This is a genomic window from Streptomyces sp. Q2 (assembly GCF_056820935.1).
In genome coordinates, this window is sequence record NZ_JBXEJE010000002.1 from 64,905 (window position 1) to 82,044 (window position 17,140).

A 17,140-nucleotide genomic window follows, 5' to 3' on the forward strand; every position below is an offset into this window, starting at 1 on the left:
GAAGACCACGATCGACATCTGGGCTGTCATCGGTTTGGCGGTGCGTGGTGGAGGCGGATCGATTACGAGCACCGCCTTGTCAGGTGCGATCGGAACGGCGGTGCTGCCCCTCACTGTGGCGTGGATCACGGTCTTGGAGGTGAGCGTTGCCCGGGGTCGACCTCCGTATAGAACTGCACGATGACCGGTGTCCGGATGCGAGGATGAGGCGCCATGACTGCCGGGTGGGGTTCTCGCACGTTGCGGGCCGCGGTGTTCGCGGTCGTCTGCGTGCTGTTCGCCGCCGTGGGCCACGTCATGATGTCCGGCAGCCAGGTTCCCGCAGGGACTCTTGCCGGCGGAGCCGCCGTGACGGGAGTCGTGGGCTGGAGTCTGGCGGGGCGTGAGCGCGGACTGCCGTTGATCGTGTCCGTGGTGGTCACGGTGCAGACGGCCCTTCACGCTTCCTTCTCGCTCGTGCCGCACGAGGCCGTGGGCCGCGCGCAGACGCCCACGGGCATGGGCTCCGTGAGCCACACCATGGGGTCCATGGACCTCGGTCACATGAGCATGCGGCACGTGGACCACGCCGGGCCTGTGACAGGCGGTACGTCGCCGGTCGGCATGTTCGCCGCCCACCTGCTGGCCGCGCTGCTGTGCGGTCTTTGGCTCGGGTACGGAGAGCGCGCGGCCTTCCGCATCCTGCGGGCCGTCGCCGGATGGCTGGCCGCACCTTGGCGGCTGCTGCTTGACCTGCCCGCCCCGCCGGACCGCCCACGCATCCGCGTACGCCGTCACCACGACGACCGGTCACCGCGCCGGCTTCTTCTCGACCATGCGATCACCTTGCGGGGTCCGCCCATGGGGATCGCTGTCGTCTGACGACTGCCGGGTGTCCAGAGGCGGCCTTGTTCCGCCTCGGGCCAGCCGTAGGCGCGCGCCCGCAGGCGCAGGCGACCGCTTCCCGTCTTCACCGGACCGGTCGAACTCGCCGCGCCGCACGACCTGCTGGCTTCGACGACGGAATCGCCCTCCGGACCTGCTCGCCGCCCTGCCCGACGAACACCGTGAGGCGTTCGTCGTCAGCGACTGCTCCGTCGGCACCGTCCGCTTCCGCGTGGCCCGCGCCCGGGCGACCTTCACGGCCCTGTTGACCGAGGTCGAGGCGTCCGCACCGGCGACGCCGGCCGCCGCGTGAGGAACGGTGCTCCTGAATTCTGAAGTACTGGACCAACGCCACCGCCACCACGAACCGCAACCAGGGGGAACCCGTCATGCACAGCTCCACCCGCTCCTTCCGCGCACGCAGCCTGTGCCGTCTCGGCGCATTCATGGCAGTCGCTCTGGCGGCCACTGTCGCCACCGCGGGCCCGGCCTCGGCCCACACCGAGGTCGAGGCGGAGGGCGCCCGAGCCCTCGACCAGAAGGTCGCGCTGACCTTCACAGCGGAGTCGGAGTCCGCCTCGGCCGGGATCAGCAAGCTGGAGGTGATCCTGCCCAAGGGCCTCACGTCGCAGGACATCACCTACGAAGAAGGTCCGGAGGGCTGGAAGTTCGCCACCACCGGCAGGGGCTACACCGTGTCCGGGCCGAAGCTCGCTGTCGGCGAGGACGCCGAGTACGTCGTGACCGCACGGCAGTTGCCCGACGCCAGGGAACTGGTCTTCAAGACGCTGCAGACCTACAGCGACGGCCAGGTCGACCGCTGGATCGAACTGGAGGAAGAGGGTGGTGGCGACGGCCACGGTCACGGCCATCCCGCGCCTCGCCTGGAGTTGAAGCCGGCCGCGCCCGGCGCGAAGCCCTTGAGCCCCAGCCCCACCGCGGAACCCGCCACCACCGCCCCCTCGTCGGGCACCGGCGCGGGCGAGCCGACGACCGGGGCGTCGTCCCAGTCGTCGGCGCAGCCCGTCGCGGACAGTGCGGAAGGGGATGACGGCATCCCCCTGGCCGTGCCCCTTGGCATCGGTGTGGCCGTGCTCGCGCTCGGTGGCGGGGTGTGGTGGTTCAGGAGCCGCCGAAGCCGGGATGCCTGAGACGGGGTGCGGGGCGAGAGGACTCGACATCGCCTGTCCCGGCGGCGCTTTGGACATCGCCAACCGGTACGGCGCCGTGCCGCCGTACTTCACGGCCCCAGAGGTGACCCGGTGGGGAAGGGAACGGGAACAGGGCGGGAAGGCCGCCGTGCACAGTGGCGCTCATGTGTCCACACTCCCCGAGGAGTTCGCAGTTCAGGCTGCTCCTGGTAAAGCCCAGTCACCAACTCGTGCGGAAAGGCGCCGAGTTGGGGTTCCGTATCTGGTCGTTATGGGATCCGTCGCAGCTTGAGACCGACTTCGCGCCGCGCGTCGAAGAGGCCTCCGAGGAGCTGCTGTTCACCGACTTCACCGACGAGGCCGGACTGCGTGAGGTCATCGCGCGGACCGCACGGCGCCATGACGTCGACGCCGTGCTGCACTGCGGACACGGCGGCTCCGTCCTGCCGGTGGTCCAGGAGGCGTGGCAACTGGGCGTGTCTCCCACCCCCCCGGCGGTGTACGAACGGCTCCAGGCCGGGGAAGGGGACGACTGGGCCCCTGCCGAGGCCCCCAGGGTGAGCGTCGAGACGCTGACCGTGAACGGGACCCACCACATCGTGGGGATGACGGCTCAACGCACCACGGGACCACCGCACTTCCTCGTCACGGGCTACCTGCATCCGGCGCCGTTGACCGACGACGAACGAAAGATCATCGGGGCGGTGGTCGAGGAGCGGCTGACGTCGAGCGGATACCGTTTCGGCCCGGCTCACACGCAGGTGGCGCTGCTGCCCGACGGGCCGCGGATCGTGTCCTGCAGCGCGCACCTGGGCGGCGACCGTATCCCCCTGCTCGTCGAGATCGCGCACGGGTTCGACCTGGAGGCTGCGGTCTTCGCGGCCCTCCTGGGGCGCCCCCCCGTCGTGCCGAGCGCTTCCCGGTACGCCGAGGTCGGCTTCTTCCTGCTGCCCGAGGGGTGGCTGGAAACGTACACCGGCACAGAGGACATCGCCGTGACCCCATGGGTCCGTGGGGCCCGCTTCCCGTACACCGTCGGTGACTGGATCGCGCCTGTCGGTGACCCCCGCGCCCGTCGCGCCTACGTGGTGGTGGAGGGGGACACACCCGAACTGACCCGCGAACGAGTCGCCAAGGCGCGACAGGATCTTGTGGCCGATATCCGTCCGGCCACCCGATGACGCGCGCCGGGTAGTTATGTTTTCCTTCTGAAGAGGCGAAGCACGGGGGACGGGACGCGGGGCCGAACCTGCCTGGTGCATGTACTCCGAGAGGTGATCTACTCTCGCGGTGACGTGCGTCCCATCTCATCGCTGACGGGGGAGGGCAAGATGCGGGCCGCGACATCGAGACATATTCAAGACGAAACAAGTTCCATGCCGGAATTCGCCGTGCTGGGATCTCTGGAAGTCAGCAACGGCAGCGACCGCGTATCGGTCAACGGGGCTCTGCAACGGCGCGTTCTCGTGATGCTGCTCCTTGAGGCCGGGCGCGTCGTGCCCGTCTCCCGCCTGGTGGAGGCCGCGTGGAACGAGGAACCGCCGGACAGCGCCGACCACCAGGTGCGCAAGACCGTTGCCAAACTGCGCAGCCGCATTCCGCACGGCCCCGACATCATCGTCACCGACGGGCCCGGATACCGCGCGGTGGTCGACACCGAGCAACTCGACTTGCTGCGCTACCGGAAGCTGTTGAGACAGGCCAGGACAGCACTGGACGCGGGGGAGTCGGAGCGGGCCGCCACGCGACTGCGTGAGGCACTGGCGCTGTGGCGAGGGCCGGTGCTGTCCGGCTCCGGCGGCCGTGTGGTCGACGCCGCGTCGACGGCCCTGGAGGAGCAGCGCCTCACCGCCGCCGAGCAGCTCTACGACCTGTGCATCGACGCGGGCGAGGGCGCCAGGATCACGGGCGAGCTGCGTGTCCTCGTCGACGAGCATCCGCTGCGCGAGACACTGCGCAGCCGGCTGATGCTCGCCCTCTACCACTCCGGCCAACAGGCCGCCGCCCTCGACGAGTTCGCCCGGGCCCGCAAACACCTCGGGGACGAACTGGGCATCGACCCCGGCACGGAACTGACCGGACTGCACGAACGCATCCTGCGCCAGGACCCGTCGCTCACCCGCCCGGAACGCGCCGCGACCCCCGTCCCGCGCCAGATGACCGAGGCTGTGCACGCGCTGCCGTTCGACGTGCCCGACTTCTCCGGCCGCAGCTCCGAGCTGCAGTGGATCTGCGACGCGGCCCAACGTGCCACCGAGGGCTCACCGACAGTCCTGGCCCTCGACGGCATGGGCGGCGGCGGCAAGACGGCACTCGCCATCCGGGCGGCCCACCAACTGGCCGAGCAGTATCCGCACGGCAGTCTCTTCATCGACCTGCACGGCTTCACACCGGGCCAGACGCCGATCAGCGCGTTCCAGGCACAGGGAGACCTGCTCGCCGCCGCCGGCATCCCCAGCGAGGAGCTGCCCACGGTGCCGGCGGGACGCGCCGCGCGGTGGCAGTCCTACATGCGGGGCCGTCGCATGCTCCTGGTGCTGGACAACGCCGCCGCCTCGGAGCAGGTGCGGGAGCTGATACCCGCCTCGTCCGACAGCCTGGTCCTGATCACCAGCCGTCCGCGGCTGACCGGACTGGACGGCGTCGAGTGGCACTCCGTGGGGGCTCTGCCGGAGCTGGACAGCCACCAACTCCTGCGCAACACCCTCGGCGCCGCACGCGTCGAGAGGGAGCCGGACGCGGCCCGTGAGCTGCTGCGGCTGTGCGGAGGACTCCCGCTGGCGGTCCGGATCGCCGCCGCCCGGCTGGCGAACCGTCCGCACTGGACCGTCCAGCGACTCGCCGAACGACTGCGGGACCACGACCGGCGACTGGACGAACTCACCAGCGAGGGCAGGGGAGTGGCGGGCGCGCTGCTGCTGTCGTACCAGTCCATGTCCCCGGACCAGCGCACGGCCTTCCGGCGCCTGGGACACCACCCCGGACGCTATCTGGACGCCGAGGAGGCCGCCGCACTGCTGGACACGGACGTCCTGACGGCCGAGGACGTACTGGAGGAACTGGTCGACGTACGGCTGCTGGAGGCCAGGGAGCCGGGGGTGTACGCGCTCCACGACCTGGTGCGCAGCTTCGTGCAGCGGGTCGCGCAGGATCAGAGGGCGCCGGAGGACGGGCAGGCGGTGCGGCGACTGCTGGACCACTACCTGAACACGGCGGAAGCCGCGTGCGACACGCTGTTTCCCGGACGGCGCCGTTTCGGGCAACACGAGGAAACAGGCCGGGCGGACGACGAGTTCGACCGCAAGGACAAGGCACTCCAGTGGCTCGACCAGCACCGCGACAGTCTGCTGGCGGCGGTGGACACCGCGTATCACGGGGGACTGCTGTGGCACGCCGCGCGGCTGCCGCGTGAGCTGGGCTTCCACTCCAGCATCCGCGGCTACGACGCCAGCGCGAACGTGGCACTGGAGAAGGGCGTCAGCGCGTCGCGACAGCTCGGCGACCGGCCGTTGACCCGGCTGAACCTGATGAACCTGGCCATGGGCAAGTGGCGGCTGGGCCAGTTGCGTGACGCGGTCATCCGGCTGGAGGAAGCCGTCAACCTGTCCCGGCTGATGGAGGACGTGCACAGCGAGGCGGAATGCCAGGCCCGGCTGGGACAGGCGTACAACAGCATGGGGGAACTGGAACGCGCGCTGCTGCTGTGCCAGGAGGTCAACGCGCGTGCGCGCGAACTCGACTTCACCCGGCTCGACGGCTCGTCGCTGAGCACGCTGAGCCTGATCCAGGTGCGGCTCGGGCGGTTCGAGGAGGCGGCGGAGTCGGCGCAGCGGGCGGTGGCCATCTTCGACTCGATCAAGGAGATACAGCTCTCCGTGGACGCGCTGAGCAATCTCTCCCAGGCGATCGAGGGACTGGGCCGCTTCGAGGAGGCGCTCGCCCGGGCCGACGCCGCGCTGGAACGGTGCCAGCGCATGAGCATGCCCTCCGTGCTGCCGCTCGTACTCGCCCGCAGAGCCGACGTGCTGGTGCGCATGGGCGAGCTGGACGAGGCGGATGACAGCGCCGGCCACGCACTCGCCAAGGCCGCCAGCAGTACCGACGACATCCACCGTGCCACCGTGCACCTGTCGGTCGGGCGCGTGCGGTACGCGCAGGGGGACCTGGACACGGCGCAGGCCCAACAGCTGCTTGCCCACGAGATCGCCTGCCGTATGGAGTTGCGCTACGACGAGGCGTGCGCGCTGTGGGGCCTGGCCCGTACCGCAGAGGCCCAGGGACACCCGCAGATGGCCCGGCAGCACCGCTCGGCGGCGGACGACCTCTTCTCCCTCATGAAGGTGCCGGAAACGGCACGGTGAGTCCCGTGCGTCGGGTGGCGCACTGCGCGGGGATCGGACGGGTGTCCAGAGGGGAACGGGCCGGGAAGACGGACCGGGAGCATCAGCGGAGTCGAAAAGGCCTGCTGCTCTGAAGGAGTTCACTTATGCGCGTCACCCCTATCGCCGCCTCCGTCATCGCTCTCGGGGCACTTCTGGGGGGATTCACGGCCTCCTCCGACGCAGGCGCGCCGGAGACGGTCCAGCAGCGCACCGTCGCCTCCGCCGCCCTCCTGACGGACGAGGTCGTCGTCGGGACGCAGGACAACAACGGCAACGGCTGACCGGAGTGGGCCGCAACCGCTGGTTGCGGCCAAGCACTCCGGCCACCCGCAAGGGCTACCGCTGAGAGTCGACACCGCATCAGGCGGTGGACCCGCGTCCGGTCTCCCCACGCGTCACACGGGTTACTGCTCGTCACGTCGATGAGGCCGAACGGATGCCCTTCGGGGCGAGCCCCGCGCATCGCGCGCCGCGATCCGGTGCGGGACAGCGAGGCATCTTCGTCATCCTTATCGAGGGGAACACAATGACTATTCGGGTGCTCATCTGTGACCAGTTGCCTGTCATCGCGGACGGTCTCAGAACCCTTCTCGACGCGGTGCCGGACATCGACGTGATCGGCACGACCGACAACGGCATGGAGGCCATCGTCTCGGTGCGCACCCTGCGGCCCGATGTCGTGGTCACGGATCTGAACCTCCAGACCATCTCCGGCCTGGAGCTGATCCGCAGACTCGGCAAGGAGGACGCGCCGCCCAACGTCGTCGTGTTCACCGCGTCCGACGCCGACAAGACGGTGAGCGACGTGCTGCACGCCGGCGCGAGCTGCCTGCTCGGCAAGGACGCGAGCCCGCAGGAGCTGATCACCGCCATCCAGGCGGCAGCCGCCGGGCAGACCATGCTCGCGCCGAACATCGCGCAGCGCCTGGTCACCTGGTTCCGTGCGCAGCCCGAGCGACAGGAGAGCGCGCCGTGCCCGGAGGTCACCGAGCTGACCCCGCGGGAACGGGAGGTGACCCGGATGGTGGCCCGGGGCATGTCCACCGAGGAGGTGGCCCGCGAACTCATCATCGGTGAGGCCACCGTGCGTACCCACCTCTACCGCGTACGCACCAAGCTCGGCGTCCGCGACCGCGCCGAGCTCGTGTCGCTCGCCTACCGGACCGGGCTCATCCACTCGGCCGGCCAGCCCTTCGGTGACGAGAGGCTGGAGCCGGCCCTCGGCCTGCGCGCGAGCTGACCCCCTACCGCCGGGCCGCCGCCGTGACCGCGGAATCCCCGTCGGCGGCGGCGCGCCGGGCCGCCCGGACGCAGTCGGCGCCGACGATCCGCCACAGGGCGGCGGGGTCGCCGTACCGGCCGTACTCGGCCGCCGCCAGCCGGAAGTACCGGTGCAGACCCAGCTCCGCCGTCATCGCGCGCACCCCGCAGCTCTGCATGCTCAGCCGCACCACGTCGCGCGCGGTCTCGGCGGCCATCGCCAGCGCCACGACCGGCGCGGTACCGGCCTCGTCCGGCTCGGAGTCGACCGACCAGGCCGCCCGGTACACCGCCGCCCTTGTCGCGCGCAACGCCACCATGGCGCGGGCCAGCGGGAACGAGACCGCGGGCAGATCACGCAGCCGGGTCCCGAACTGCCGCCGGAAACCGGCGTACTCCACCGCGACCTGATGTGCGCCCTCGGCGATGCCCAGCAGGTAGGCGGCCTGCCGCAGTCGGGCTCGCGCGAGCGGGCCGGTGGGCGAGTCGTCCAGCGGTCCGACGATGTCGGCCGCGGCGACCGGCGTGGCCTCGAACCGGACGACCGGCGGCCGGTACCCGCTCTCCGTGATGCGGCCGGCCGCACCACGCGCCACCGCGACGAGGACCGGTCTGCCGTCCGTCCGGGTGGCCACCAGAAGCGGGCAGGGAATCACGTCGTCCACCGTGGCCGTGCCGGTCAGTTCCCAGCCGTCCCCGCGCGCGGTGGCGATGACCCCGCCACCGGTCGGCAGGGCCTCCAGACCGGCCAGCGCCGCGCCGGCCGGGCCGCCCAGGTCGGCCGCCAGCGCGTCGGCCCGGTAGGAGTTCCCGCATGCCGCGCGGCCCAGTTCCTCGCTGACCAGTGCCCCGGCCGTCAGGCCGAGACCGAGCCCGCCCGCGGAGACAGGCCGTTCGAGGTCGGCCGCGCCCAGCTCGTCGAGGACCGTCCGGGTCGGGCCGGACGCTCCGTCGGCCACCGGCGCGCCGTGCACGCCGTCCAGGGCGGGGACGCCGGCGAGACCCGCGCGCAGTGCCTTGCGCAACCGGACGAAGAGGGGGTCGGGGGTGAGGTCCATGTCAGTGTTCTTCCTGTCCGATGGAGTCGAACGCGGCGGCCATGATCTGGAGCATCACCTCGGAGGTGCCGGCCGACAGTGTGAGCCCGGGCGCCTCTCGGAAGGCCGAGTCCAGGGTCACGGCCGCTCGGGTGCGGTCCGCCCGCTGCTCAGGGGTGGGGACGTCGGCGGCCCACGCCGCGACGCTCTGGGCGAGTTCGCTGCTGTGGTACTTCGCGACGGCGGTGGAGACCTGGTCGACCCGGTCCGACGCCAGGCCGGTGAGCACCTCCCAGGCCAGGACGTGGTCGGCGGTGAGCGCGCCGTACCAGCGCCCGATCTGTTCGTGGTGCGCGTCGTGCGAGCCGTCGGCCCCGCGGTCGATCAGCGCCTCCAGCGCGGCCTCCAGCCAGTGCTCCGCCTTGAGGTGGTAGTCGAGGCCGGTGCGTTCGATGGCCAGTGCCTGATTGAGCAGCGGCCACCCCTCGTCACGCGGCCCGAGGAGGTCGTCGCCCGACACCGGCACCCCGTCCAGGTCGACCCGGTGGAAGTGCTCGTCGCCGATGCCGGGGATGACCGACACCGCGACGCCGGGAGCGTTCATGTCGACCAGGAAGAGACTGATCCCCTGGTACTTCCCGGCTCCCGGCGTGGTGCGGGCCGCGCACAGCCCGAGGTCCACGAACCGGGTCTTCAGGCTGAACACCTTGGTGCCCGTGATCCGGTAGTCGTCGCCGTCCGGTTCGGCCACGGCCCGCAGCGCGCCGAGATCCGATCCCGCGTCCGGCTCGGTGTAGAGCACCGAGGCGAAGCTCTCACCGCGGGCCAGCGCGGGCAGATACCGGCGCTTCTGCTCTTCGCTGCCCGCCATCAACAGGAACTGGCCGACGATCTGGATGGTGTTGACATGGAAGGTGTCCGGCACCCCCGCGCGCACCAGTTCCTCGGCGACGATCGCGGCATCGGTCAGCGGACGGCCCGCGCCGCCGAACTCGACGGGCCAGTGCACGGCGAGCAGCCCCAGCTCGCCGAGCAGGCGGTAGAGCGGACGCGCGTCCGGCTCGACACCGTCCGCGCCGGTGGCCTCCGCCGCCGCGGCACGCACCGTCGCGGACCGCAGCGTCCCGCGCACGTCCGCCCGGAACCGTTCTTGATCCTCGGTGAACCCGAACCGCATGTGCGTCTCCTCAAGGGGCGAGCGACTCTTCGATCGCCGCGACTACCCGGCTCAAGGCCGGTTCTGTGAAAAGGGTGTAGTGGTCACCGGGCACCCGCTCGGCCCGGAACCGGCCCGTGCACACCGTCCGCCACCGCTCACCCACGGCGCCGCCCGGGGAGGCGGCGAGCACCGTGACCGGTCCGCCGTACGGAGCCGGTGGCTCGTAGGCCTGCATCGACAGGGCGCAGGACCGGAAGGTCGCGAAGCGGGAGGTCAACTCCTGCTCGGTGAGGTCCAGTTCGACGCCGACGCGGGTCAGGGTCTGCCTGATGCCGGCGGTGCCGGCGAGCGGATCGTCCAGCACCGCCCGCACCGACGGGGTGTCACGCCCGGTCAGCCTGGCGACGTCGTGCACGAACCGCCGCCGTACCGTCGGCTCGTCGAGCGGGTCGGTGTCCTCGTCGTAGGCGGCGTCCAGCAGGACCACCGGTGGCCGTAGCCCGGTCTCCCGCTCGATCTGCCGGGCGACCTCGAAGGCGAGCACGCCGCCGTAGGACCAGCCGGCCAGGCAGCACGACTCGGGCAGGCCGCGCGCGGTCAGCGCCCGTGCGATCCGGGCGGCGGTCGCCGCCAGCCCGTCGTGCGGGTCCACGGCGGCGTCCTGTGGATCGGCGGCGAAACCGATCACGCCGATGTCCTCGCGCAACGCCCGGACCAGAGGTATGTAGCAGAACAGTTCACCGCCCGACGGGTGCAGCAGGACGACCTGCGGCTGCGCCTCGCCGGACGGGCGCATCACCACCGGCGCCCGGTCGTCCCGCGCGGTGGTCCCCGCGGGCCCCTGCCGGGACAGGCTCTCCAGCGCGTCCGGCGGATCGTCGTCCTCGCGCCGTGCGGCGCGGACGGAGTCGACGGTGGCGGCCAGGTGCGCGACGGTCGGGGAGACGAAGAAGTCGCCGAGCGAGATCTCCACCCCGAAGCGGCGGTTGATCGCGGACATCAGCTGAACGGCCTGGAGACTGTTGCCGCCCGCCAGGAAGAAGTCGTCGTGCACGCCGAGCCGGTCGTCGTGCAGCAGGGGAGCGAGCACGTCGTGCAGCAGCCTGCGCTCCGTCTCGGTGAGCGTCTCGTCGCCCGGTCCGTTGTCCGTACGCGTCAGGTCCGGCGGGGGCAGTCTGCGCCAGTCGACCTTTCCGCTGCTGGTGAGCGGCAGTTCGTCGAGTACCACGAAGTACGACGGGATCATGTACGACGGCAGGAACGTGCCCAGATGCTCGCGCACCGACGGCACCTGCTGCTCGGTGACGCCCGTCAGATAGCCGACCAGGTGCTTGGCACCGGTGTCGTCGGTCCACGGCTGTACGCTGACCGGCCCGATCCCGTCGAAACCGGTCAGTGCCGACTCCACCTCGCCCAGTTCGATGCGCAGCCCGCGGATCTTGACCTGCTGGTCGAGCCGGCCGAGGAACACCAGCCGGCCGTCCGCCAGCCGCTTCACCAGGTCGCCGGTGCGGTACAGCCGTCCGCCGGGCGCGGTGCCGAACGGGTCGGTGACGAACTTCTCCGCGGTCAGCTCCTGGCGGCGGAGATAGCCGCGCGCGAGCCCGGCACCGCCGATCACCAGCTCACCGGGGACCCCGACCGGCACCTGGCGAAGGTCACCGTCCAGCACGTGCGCCACGTGGTTGGCCATGGGCAGACCAATCGGCGGTGAGGCCTCCCAGGTGCCCGCGCACTCCTCCACGATCATCGTCACGGTGCACTCGGTCGGCCCGTAGCCGTTGAACAGCCGCCTGCCCGGGTTCCACCGGTTCACCAGTTCACCGCTGAACGCCTCGCCGCCGACGAACGCGATCCGCAGGGCGGTGAACCTCTCGGGCGCCAGCAGCGGCATCACGGTCGGGGGCAGGTCGATGACGGTGATGCCGGCCCGCTCCATCAGCGACTGGAGCCGGTCGACGGACAGCCGCTCGTCCTCGGTCGCCAGGTACAGCCGCGCTCCGGTCAGCAGCGCCGAGAACGTCTCGAACACGGAGACGTCGAAGGTCACCGAGGCGAACCCGAGCACCCGGTCGGCCGGCGTCAGATCGAACAGCTCGCGGGTGGAGTCGACGAAGTTGACGACTCCCCGGTGTTCGAGCAGGACGCCCTTGGGCCGGCCGGTGCTGCCGGAGGTGTAGATGACGTACGCGACGTCGCCGGGCCGCGCGGCGAGGGGCGGGTTCCCGTCGGGCATCGCCGCCAGGTCGTCGCGGACGTCGTCCAGTGTCACGACGGGCGCGTCGACCTCGCTCACGGTCTTGACGACGTCGGCGTGCGCGATCACCGCGCTGACCTCCGCGTCGGCGGCGATCTCCGCGACCCGGGCGGGAGGGTGGGCCGTGTCGAGCGGCACATAGGCCGCGCCCGCCTTGAGCACCGCGAGCATCGCGGTGCTCACGTCCACGTTCCTGCGCAGGCACAGGCCGATCCGCGAGCCCGGCTCGACGCCGTGCGCGCGCAGCAGGGCGGCGAGCCGGTTCGCTCGGGCGTTGAGTTCGGCGTAACTGGTCTCGACACCGGCGACGACGACCGCCACGTCGTCCGGCGACTCCCGCACGCGCGCCTCGAACTCCTCCACGACGGTGGATTCGCGGATCGGCCGCATCGGCCCCTTGCCGACCTCGGCGAGGAACTCCTTGTCCGCCGGGCTCAGTACCTCGGCGGCGGACAGCGGGGCGTCCGGCGCGGAGGTCAGGGTGTGCAGCAGTCCGTCGTAGTGCCGGGCGAACCTGGCGATGCTGTCGGCGTCGAACAGGTCGGTGTTGAACTCGATGCGCAGCAGCGCCTCGGCCCCGGTGGCCGACGGCGGTGTCAGGCTCCAGCTCATGTCGAAGCGGGAGGCTCCGGAGCGGACGCGCTCCCGCGAGGCGACGAGTCCGGGCCAGGTGGCGGTGCGTACGCCTTGCGCACCGGAGGTCCGGGCGCCATCGCCCTCGGCGCCACCGCCCTTGACGTCCGCCGCGTCGACGTCCGCCGCGTCGAAGTCCTGCGCTCCGAAGACGATCTGGAAGATCGGTGAGCGGGAAGGGTCGTGGACCGGGTCGACCGCGTCGACCAGCTTGTCGAACGGCAGCCCGCCGTGCTCGTGCGCCTCGGACGTCACCCGCGCGACCCGCCGGACCAGTTCACGGAAGGTCGGGTCGCCACAGACGTCGGCGCGCAGCACCCTCAGGTCGGCGAAGAGTCCGATGACGGAGGACAGGGTCTCGTGCCGCCGGCCCGCGTCCGGCGAGCCGATCACCAGGTCCTCCAGGCCGGTGTAGCGGTGCAGCAGGGTGAAGAAGGCGGCGGCGAGGACGTCGGACGGGCTCGCGCCTTCCTTCCGGGCCAGCTCCCTCGCCCGCTCCAGGCCCTCGTGCCCGACCGTGAAGTCGCCGCTGGCGCCGGCGAAGGTCCGGCTGTCACCGCGGGGACGGTCGGTCGGGAACTCCAGTACCTCGGCGCCCGCCAGCCTGTCCCGCCAGTAGCCGCCCAGCTTGTCCAGGTCACCGTTGTCGAGACGGCCGTGCTGCCACACCGCGTAGTCCGGGTACTGCACGGGAGGACCGGACAGCCGTGGCGCGTCGCCGTCGCACGACGACCGGTAGCACTCGGCGAGTTCCCGCAGCAGGACCTCCTGCGAGCGGGCGTCGCACACGAGCCGGGGGATGTCGAGCAGGAACAGGTGATCGTCTGGCGCCACCCGAACCAGCGTCGCGCGCCACATGGGTGTCCGGCCCGGGTCGAAGGGCGCCCCGGCCCGTTCCCGGACCAGCGTCCGTGCGGCGGCGAGCCGCTGCTCGTGGTCGTCGCCCGCCGCCTCGACCAGCGGCAGTTCGACCGGCACCTCGGTGGCGATCACCTGCATGGGGCGGCCCTCGCGTTCCACGATCGCGGTCCGCAGCGCGTCGTGCCTGGCCACGACCCCGGCCAGCGCCGAGCGCAGCGCGCTCACGTTCAGCTCGCCCTCGAGGCGCACACACAGCGGCACGTCGGAGGCGGGGCCGTCCGGGGCCGGGCGATCGAGGAACCGGAGCGTGCGCTGCGCGTGCGACAGGGGCGCCGGACCCGTGTTCCCGCGCGGCGTCGGGCCCCGCCCGGCCGCGGCCGCCACCTGCTCCCGCAGCCGGGTGAGGAACCGTTCGCGGCGCTCCGGGGGCAGCGCGGCGAGGCGCTGGGTCATGCCGGTCACGTGAGACTCCCTTCGGGCTGCCGCGCGTCGGTCGCCCGCTCGTCCGGGCGGACGGGCAGGTGTGCCAACTCCGAGACGGCAAGGGTGAGCACGTCGATGCCGCGCACGAAGTCCGAGAGGATGATGTGCTCGTCGTCGGCGTGATCGAGGCTGCTGTCGCCCGGTCCGTAGGTCGCCATCGGGATGTCCCAGACCTCGGCGAGGGTGTTCATGTCCGAGGTGGCCGTCTTCACCACCAGACGCGGCTGGGCGCGCAGTCGGCGGACACCGGACACCAACGCGCGGACCACCGGGTCGGCCCGGCCCACCCGGCAGGCGGCCACCGAGTTCAGCACTTCGAGGTGGCCGGCCGGCAGACGGTCACGCAGCCCGCGCACCAGCCCGTCGACGTCGAATCCCGGCGGTATGCGGACGCTGAGGTCCGCCGTCGCCGTGGTCAGATCGGCGTTGAGCTGACAGAGCGTCGCGCCCGGCTGGGCGAACACGCCGTGGCTCGCGTCCGGCCCGAGCAGCTCGACCAGCGCCTGCCAGCAGGCGACGGCCAGTTCGGACGCCTTCGGTTCCGGGTTGCTGGGGTGCGTGGCGGGACATCTGACGGTGTAGCGCAGATCCAGCTTGCCCTTGTAGCCGAGCACCACGCTCGACCAGCCGCTCGGTTCGCCGATGATCAGCGCGTCCGGCCGGTCGTGGGTGGCCCGGATCGCCATCGCGCCGCGGGAGCGCGGGGTCTCCTCCTCGACGACGCCGATCACCACGATCCGCCCGCGGAAGTCCACCGCGCCGGCCGCCGCGCAGATCATCGCCGCGAGCGGTCCCTTCGCGTCCACCGCGCCCCGGCCGTAGAGCCTGCCGTCCTCGGAGCGGACCGGGACATGGCCCGAGACGGTGTCCATGTGCCCCAGCAGCATCACCGTGGGGCCGTCACCGCGTTCGATCACGCCGACGACGTTGCCGACCCCGTCGATGTGCGCCTGGAAACCCAGGTTCGTCATCGCTTCGGCCAGGTAGTCGGCCAGCGCACGCTCGTGGTAGGACACGGAGGGGATCTCCAGCATCCTGCGCAGCAGTCCGAGCGCGTAGGTCTCGGTGACGCTGCCGGAGGAAGTGAACGCCACGTTCATCGTTGGGCTCGTTCCAGTAGATGGCCGACGATGTGGTCCGCGACATCGACGCGGTCGCCGAGCGCGGATTGGAAACCGCTGAACTCCACCCGGTGGTTGACCTCCAGCACCAGCAGCCGGCCGTCACGGTCCTCGATCAGGTCGACACCGGCGATGTCGGCTCCGACCGCCGCGGCGGCGTCGACCGAGAACTTGTTGATCTCCGGTGTCACCTCGCACGGCTTGGCCTGCCCGCCGAGCGCCACGTTGGTGCGCAACGCCTCACCGGTCCGGTAGACGGCGCCCAGCACCTCGCCACCGACCACGATCACCCTGATGTCCCGGTCCGGCTTGTCGATCAGCTCCTGCACGTACCCGAGGTGCGACTGCGGGCCGGGCAGCGCGGCGACGTATTCGAGCACGCCCTCCGCACTGGAACGGTCGGCCAGCGGAACCACCAGCCGGCCCCACGAGCCGACCAACGGCTTGATCAGCGCCGGGTAGCCGATGGAGTCCAGGGCGGCCAGCGCGGCCTGCGGAGTGAGGCCGAGCGCGGTGCGCGGTGTCGGCAGCCCGGCTGACTCCAGGGCCAGGGTGGTGAGCCACTTGTCGCCGCACACCTCGGTCGCGTCCGCGCTGTTGACCACCTCGACTCCCGCCGCGGTGAGGCAGCGTGCCGCGTACGCCGCGCGGACCTGACCGATCTCCCGGTTCAGCGCGTAACCCCAGGGCAGGGCACGCCGACCGGCCACGAACCACTGCCGGCGCGTGTCGACGTGGTCGAAAGGGACACCGCGCCGGTCGAATGCGTCGAACAGCCTTTTCTCGTCCGCAGCGACCCTGCTGGCGAGTACGGCGATCCTGCCGTCACCTGGGCGCTCTGGTGTCGCTGACACGTGACCTCCGTATTAGGACCACTGGCGTATGAGGACCACTGGTTGACCGGACGGCATGACCGGCCTGCCGCGTGAAAAGGAAACTACGAGCGATCCGGCACCGTGCGCGTCCGCGACAAGTTCATGAACGGGGACGCATCGCGTTGACTTTCAACCCCTGCGACTGCGAAGTCTGCTTACCCGGCTCCGGTCACACCCGTGCCACGCTTGACGGGATTCGCATACCTGCCGCATTGGCTCGCCGCGCGCTTTTCGTTCGGCTGCACCCAGCCGTGCCCAAGACGAGGGGGAAATGGTGGAACACACATCGGAGCGGATACCGGTGCTCGCTTTGTGGAGCGCGCCGCGCTGCCGCTCCACCGCGTTCGCGCGGATGATGACGGAGCGGGACGACCGCCTCGTCGTGCACGAGCCGTTCTCCCGAGTGGTCGACTTCGGCGAGGTGGAGGTCGCCGACCGGGTCGCGCGCACCGAGGAGGACGTCCTCGCGGCGCTCCGTGCCGTCGCATCGCACAAGCCGGTGTTCTTCAAGGACACCACCGACTTCCACTACCCGGCGCTCCTCGCCGACCAGGCCTTCCTGTCGGGTGCGACCCACACCTTCATCATCCGGGACCCGGCCGAGGCCATCGCCTCGCATCACGCGCTCAACCCGGACCTGGGCCGCGACGAGATCGGCTTCGCGCGGCTGTACGAGATCTTCGCCGCCGTGCAGGACGCCACCGGAACCACGCCGGTCGTGATCGACTCCGACGACCTGCTCGACCGGCCGGCCGAGACCGTGCGGGCGTACTGCTCGGCGGTGGGCATCCCCTTCCTCCCCGAGGCGCTGAGCTGGAAGCCGGGCATGCGGTCGGAATGGCAGACGACCAGCAAGTGGCACAAGTCGACCAGTGAGACCGCCGGATTCACGCGCGGTTCGAGCGGCAAAGCCGAGGCGGTCGCGGCGGACCCGACGCTGCGGGCCTACCGCGACTACCACCTGCCGTACTACGAGAAGCTGCGCGCCGTCGCGCTGCGGCCGTGACGAGGCGGCCGGAACAGTCAGCGGGATTACCCGGCGATCACACCGCAACGG

Annotated in this window: 12 protein-coding genes; 7 read left to right on the plus strand and 5 right to left on the minus strand. The window is 71.2% G+C overall.

Annotated elements, in window-relative coordinates; all coding sequences use genetic code 11:
• Window positions 1–213 precede the first annotated feature (213 nt).
• The 6 genes from ACWBNA_RS02475 (at window position 214) to ACWBNA_RS02500 (ending at window position 7,637) form a co-directional block, all read left to right on the plus strand.
• Complete coding sequence (locus ACWBNA_RS02475) at window positions 214–861, plus strand: hypothetical protein (protein WP_482701810.1); 648 nt, start codon at window positions 214–216, stop codon at window positions 859–861.
• A 392-nt stretch (window positions 862–1,253) separates the two neighbouring features.
• The gene (locus tag ACWBNA_RS02480; RefSeq protein WP_482701812.1) at window positions 1,254–2,015 is read left to right on the plus strand and encodes a DUF1775 domain-containing protein; all 762 of its coding nucleotides are present in this window, start codon (window positions 1,254–1,256) and stop codon (window positions 2,013–2,015) included.
• Window positions 2,016–2,263: 248 nt separating this feature from the next.
• Complete coding sequence (locus tag ACWBNA_RS02485) at window positions 2,264–3,196, plus strand: phosphoribosylglycinamide synthetase (RefSeq protein ID WP_482701814.1); 933 nt, start codon at window positions 2,264–2,266, stop codon at window positions 3,194–3,196.
• Between the two features lie 195 nt (window positions 3,197–3,391).
• Window positions 3,392–6,376 carry an AfsR/SARP family transcriptional regulator gene (locus tag ACWBNA_RS02490; RefSeq protein ID WP_482701816.1) on the plus strand — a complete coding sequence of 995 codons (2,985 nt, stop codon included), beginning with the start codon at window positions 3,392–3,394 and terminating at the stop codon, window positions 6,374–6,376.
• 125 nt (window positions 6,377–6,501) lie between these two features.
• Entirely contained in the window at window positions 6,502–6,678 is a 177-nt protein-coding gene (locus ACWBNA_RS02495) for a hypothetical protein (RefSeq protein WP_482701818.1), read from the plus strand.
• Window positions 6,679–6,923: 245 nt separating this feature from the next.
• Window positions 6,924–7,637 carry a response regulator gene (locus ACWBNA_RS02500; protein WP_482701819.1) on the plus strand — a complete coding sequence of 238 codons (714 nt, stop codon included), beginning with the start codon at window positions 6,924–6,926 and terminating at the stop codon, window positions 7,635–7,637.
• A gap of 4 nt (window positions 7,638–7,641) precedes the next feature.
• Here the strand turns inward: ACWBNA_RS02500 and ACWBNA_RS02505 are convergent, their stop codons facing one another.
• The 5 genes from ACWBNA_RS02505 to ACWBNA_RS02525 are packed head-to-tail and all read right to left on the minus strand — an operon-like array spanning window position 7,642 to window position 16,062.
• Window positions 7,642–8,715, minus strand: coding sequence for an acyl-CoA dehydrogenase family protein (locus ACWBNA_RS02505; protein WP_482701821.1), 1,074 nt, complete (start codon window positions 8,713–8,715; stop codon window positions 7,642–7,644).
• 1 nt (window position 8,716) lies between these two features.
• Window positions 8,717–9,871: an acyl-CoA dehydrogenase family protein gene (locus tag ACWBNA_RS02510; RefSeq protein WP_482701822.1), complete on the minus strand. Its 1,155-nt coding sequence runs from the start codon at window positions 9,869–9,871 to the stop codon at window positions 8,717–8,719.
• 10 nt (window positions 9,872–9,881) lie between these two features.
• Window positions 9,882–14,057, minus strand: a complete 4,176-nt coding sequence (locus ACWBNA_RS02515; RefSeq protein ID WP_482702419.1) for a non-ribosomal peptide synthetase — start codon at window positions 14,055–14,057, stop codon at window positions 9,882–9,884.
• Window positions 14,058–14,062: 5 nt separating this feature from the next.
• Window positions 14,063–15,187, minus strand: coding sequence for a M20/M25/M40 family metallo-hydrolase (locus ACWBNA_RS02520; protein ID WP_482701824.1), 1,125 nt, complete (start codon window positions 15,185–15,187; stop codon window positions 14,063–14,065).
• Window positions 15,184–16,062, minus strand: coding sequence for a RimK family alpha-L-glutamate ligase (locus ACWBNA_RS02525; protein ID WP_482701825.1), 879 nt, complete (start codon window positions 16,060–16,062; stop codon window positions 15,184–15,186). The genes ACWBNA_RS02520 and ACWBNA_RS02525 overlap by 4 nt, the downstream gene beginning before the upstream one ends.
• 292 nt (window positions 16,063–16,354) lie before the next feature.
• Between ACWBNA_RS02525 and ACWBNA_RS02530 the strand changes: the two genes are divergently transcribed.
• The gene (locus ACWBNA_RS02530; RefSeq protein WP_482701827.1) at window positions 16,355–17,089 is read left to right on the plus strand and encodes a sulfotransferase-like domain-containing protein; all 735 of its coding nucleotides are present in this window, start codon (window positions 16,355–16,357) and stop codon (window positions 17,087–17,089) included.
• Window positions 17,090–17,140: the final 51 nt, after the last annotated feature.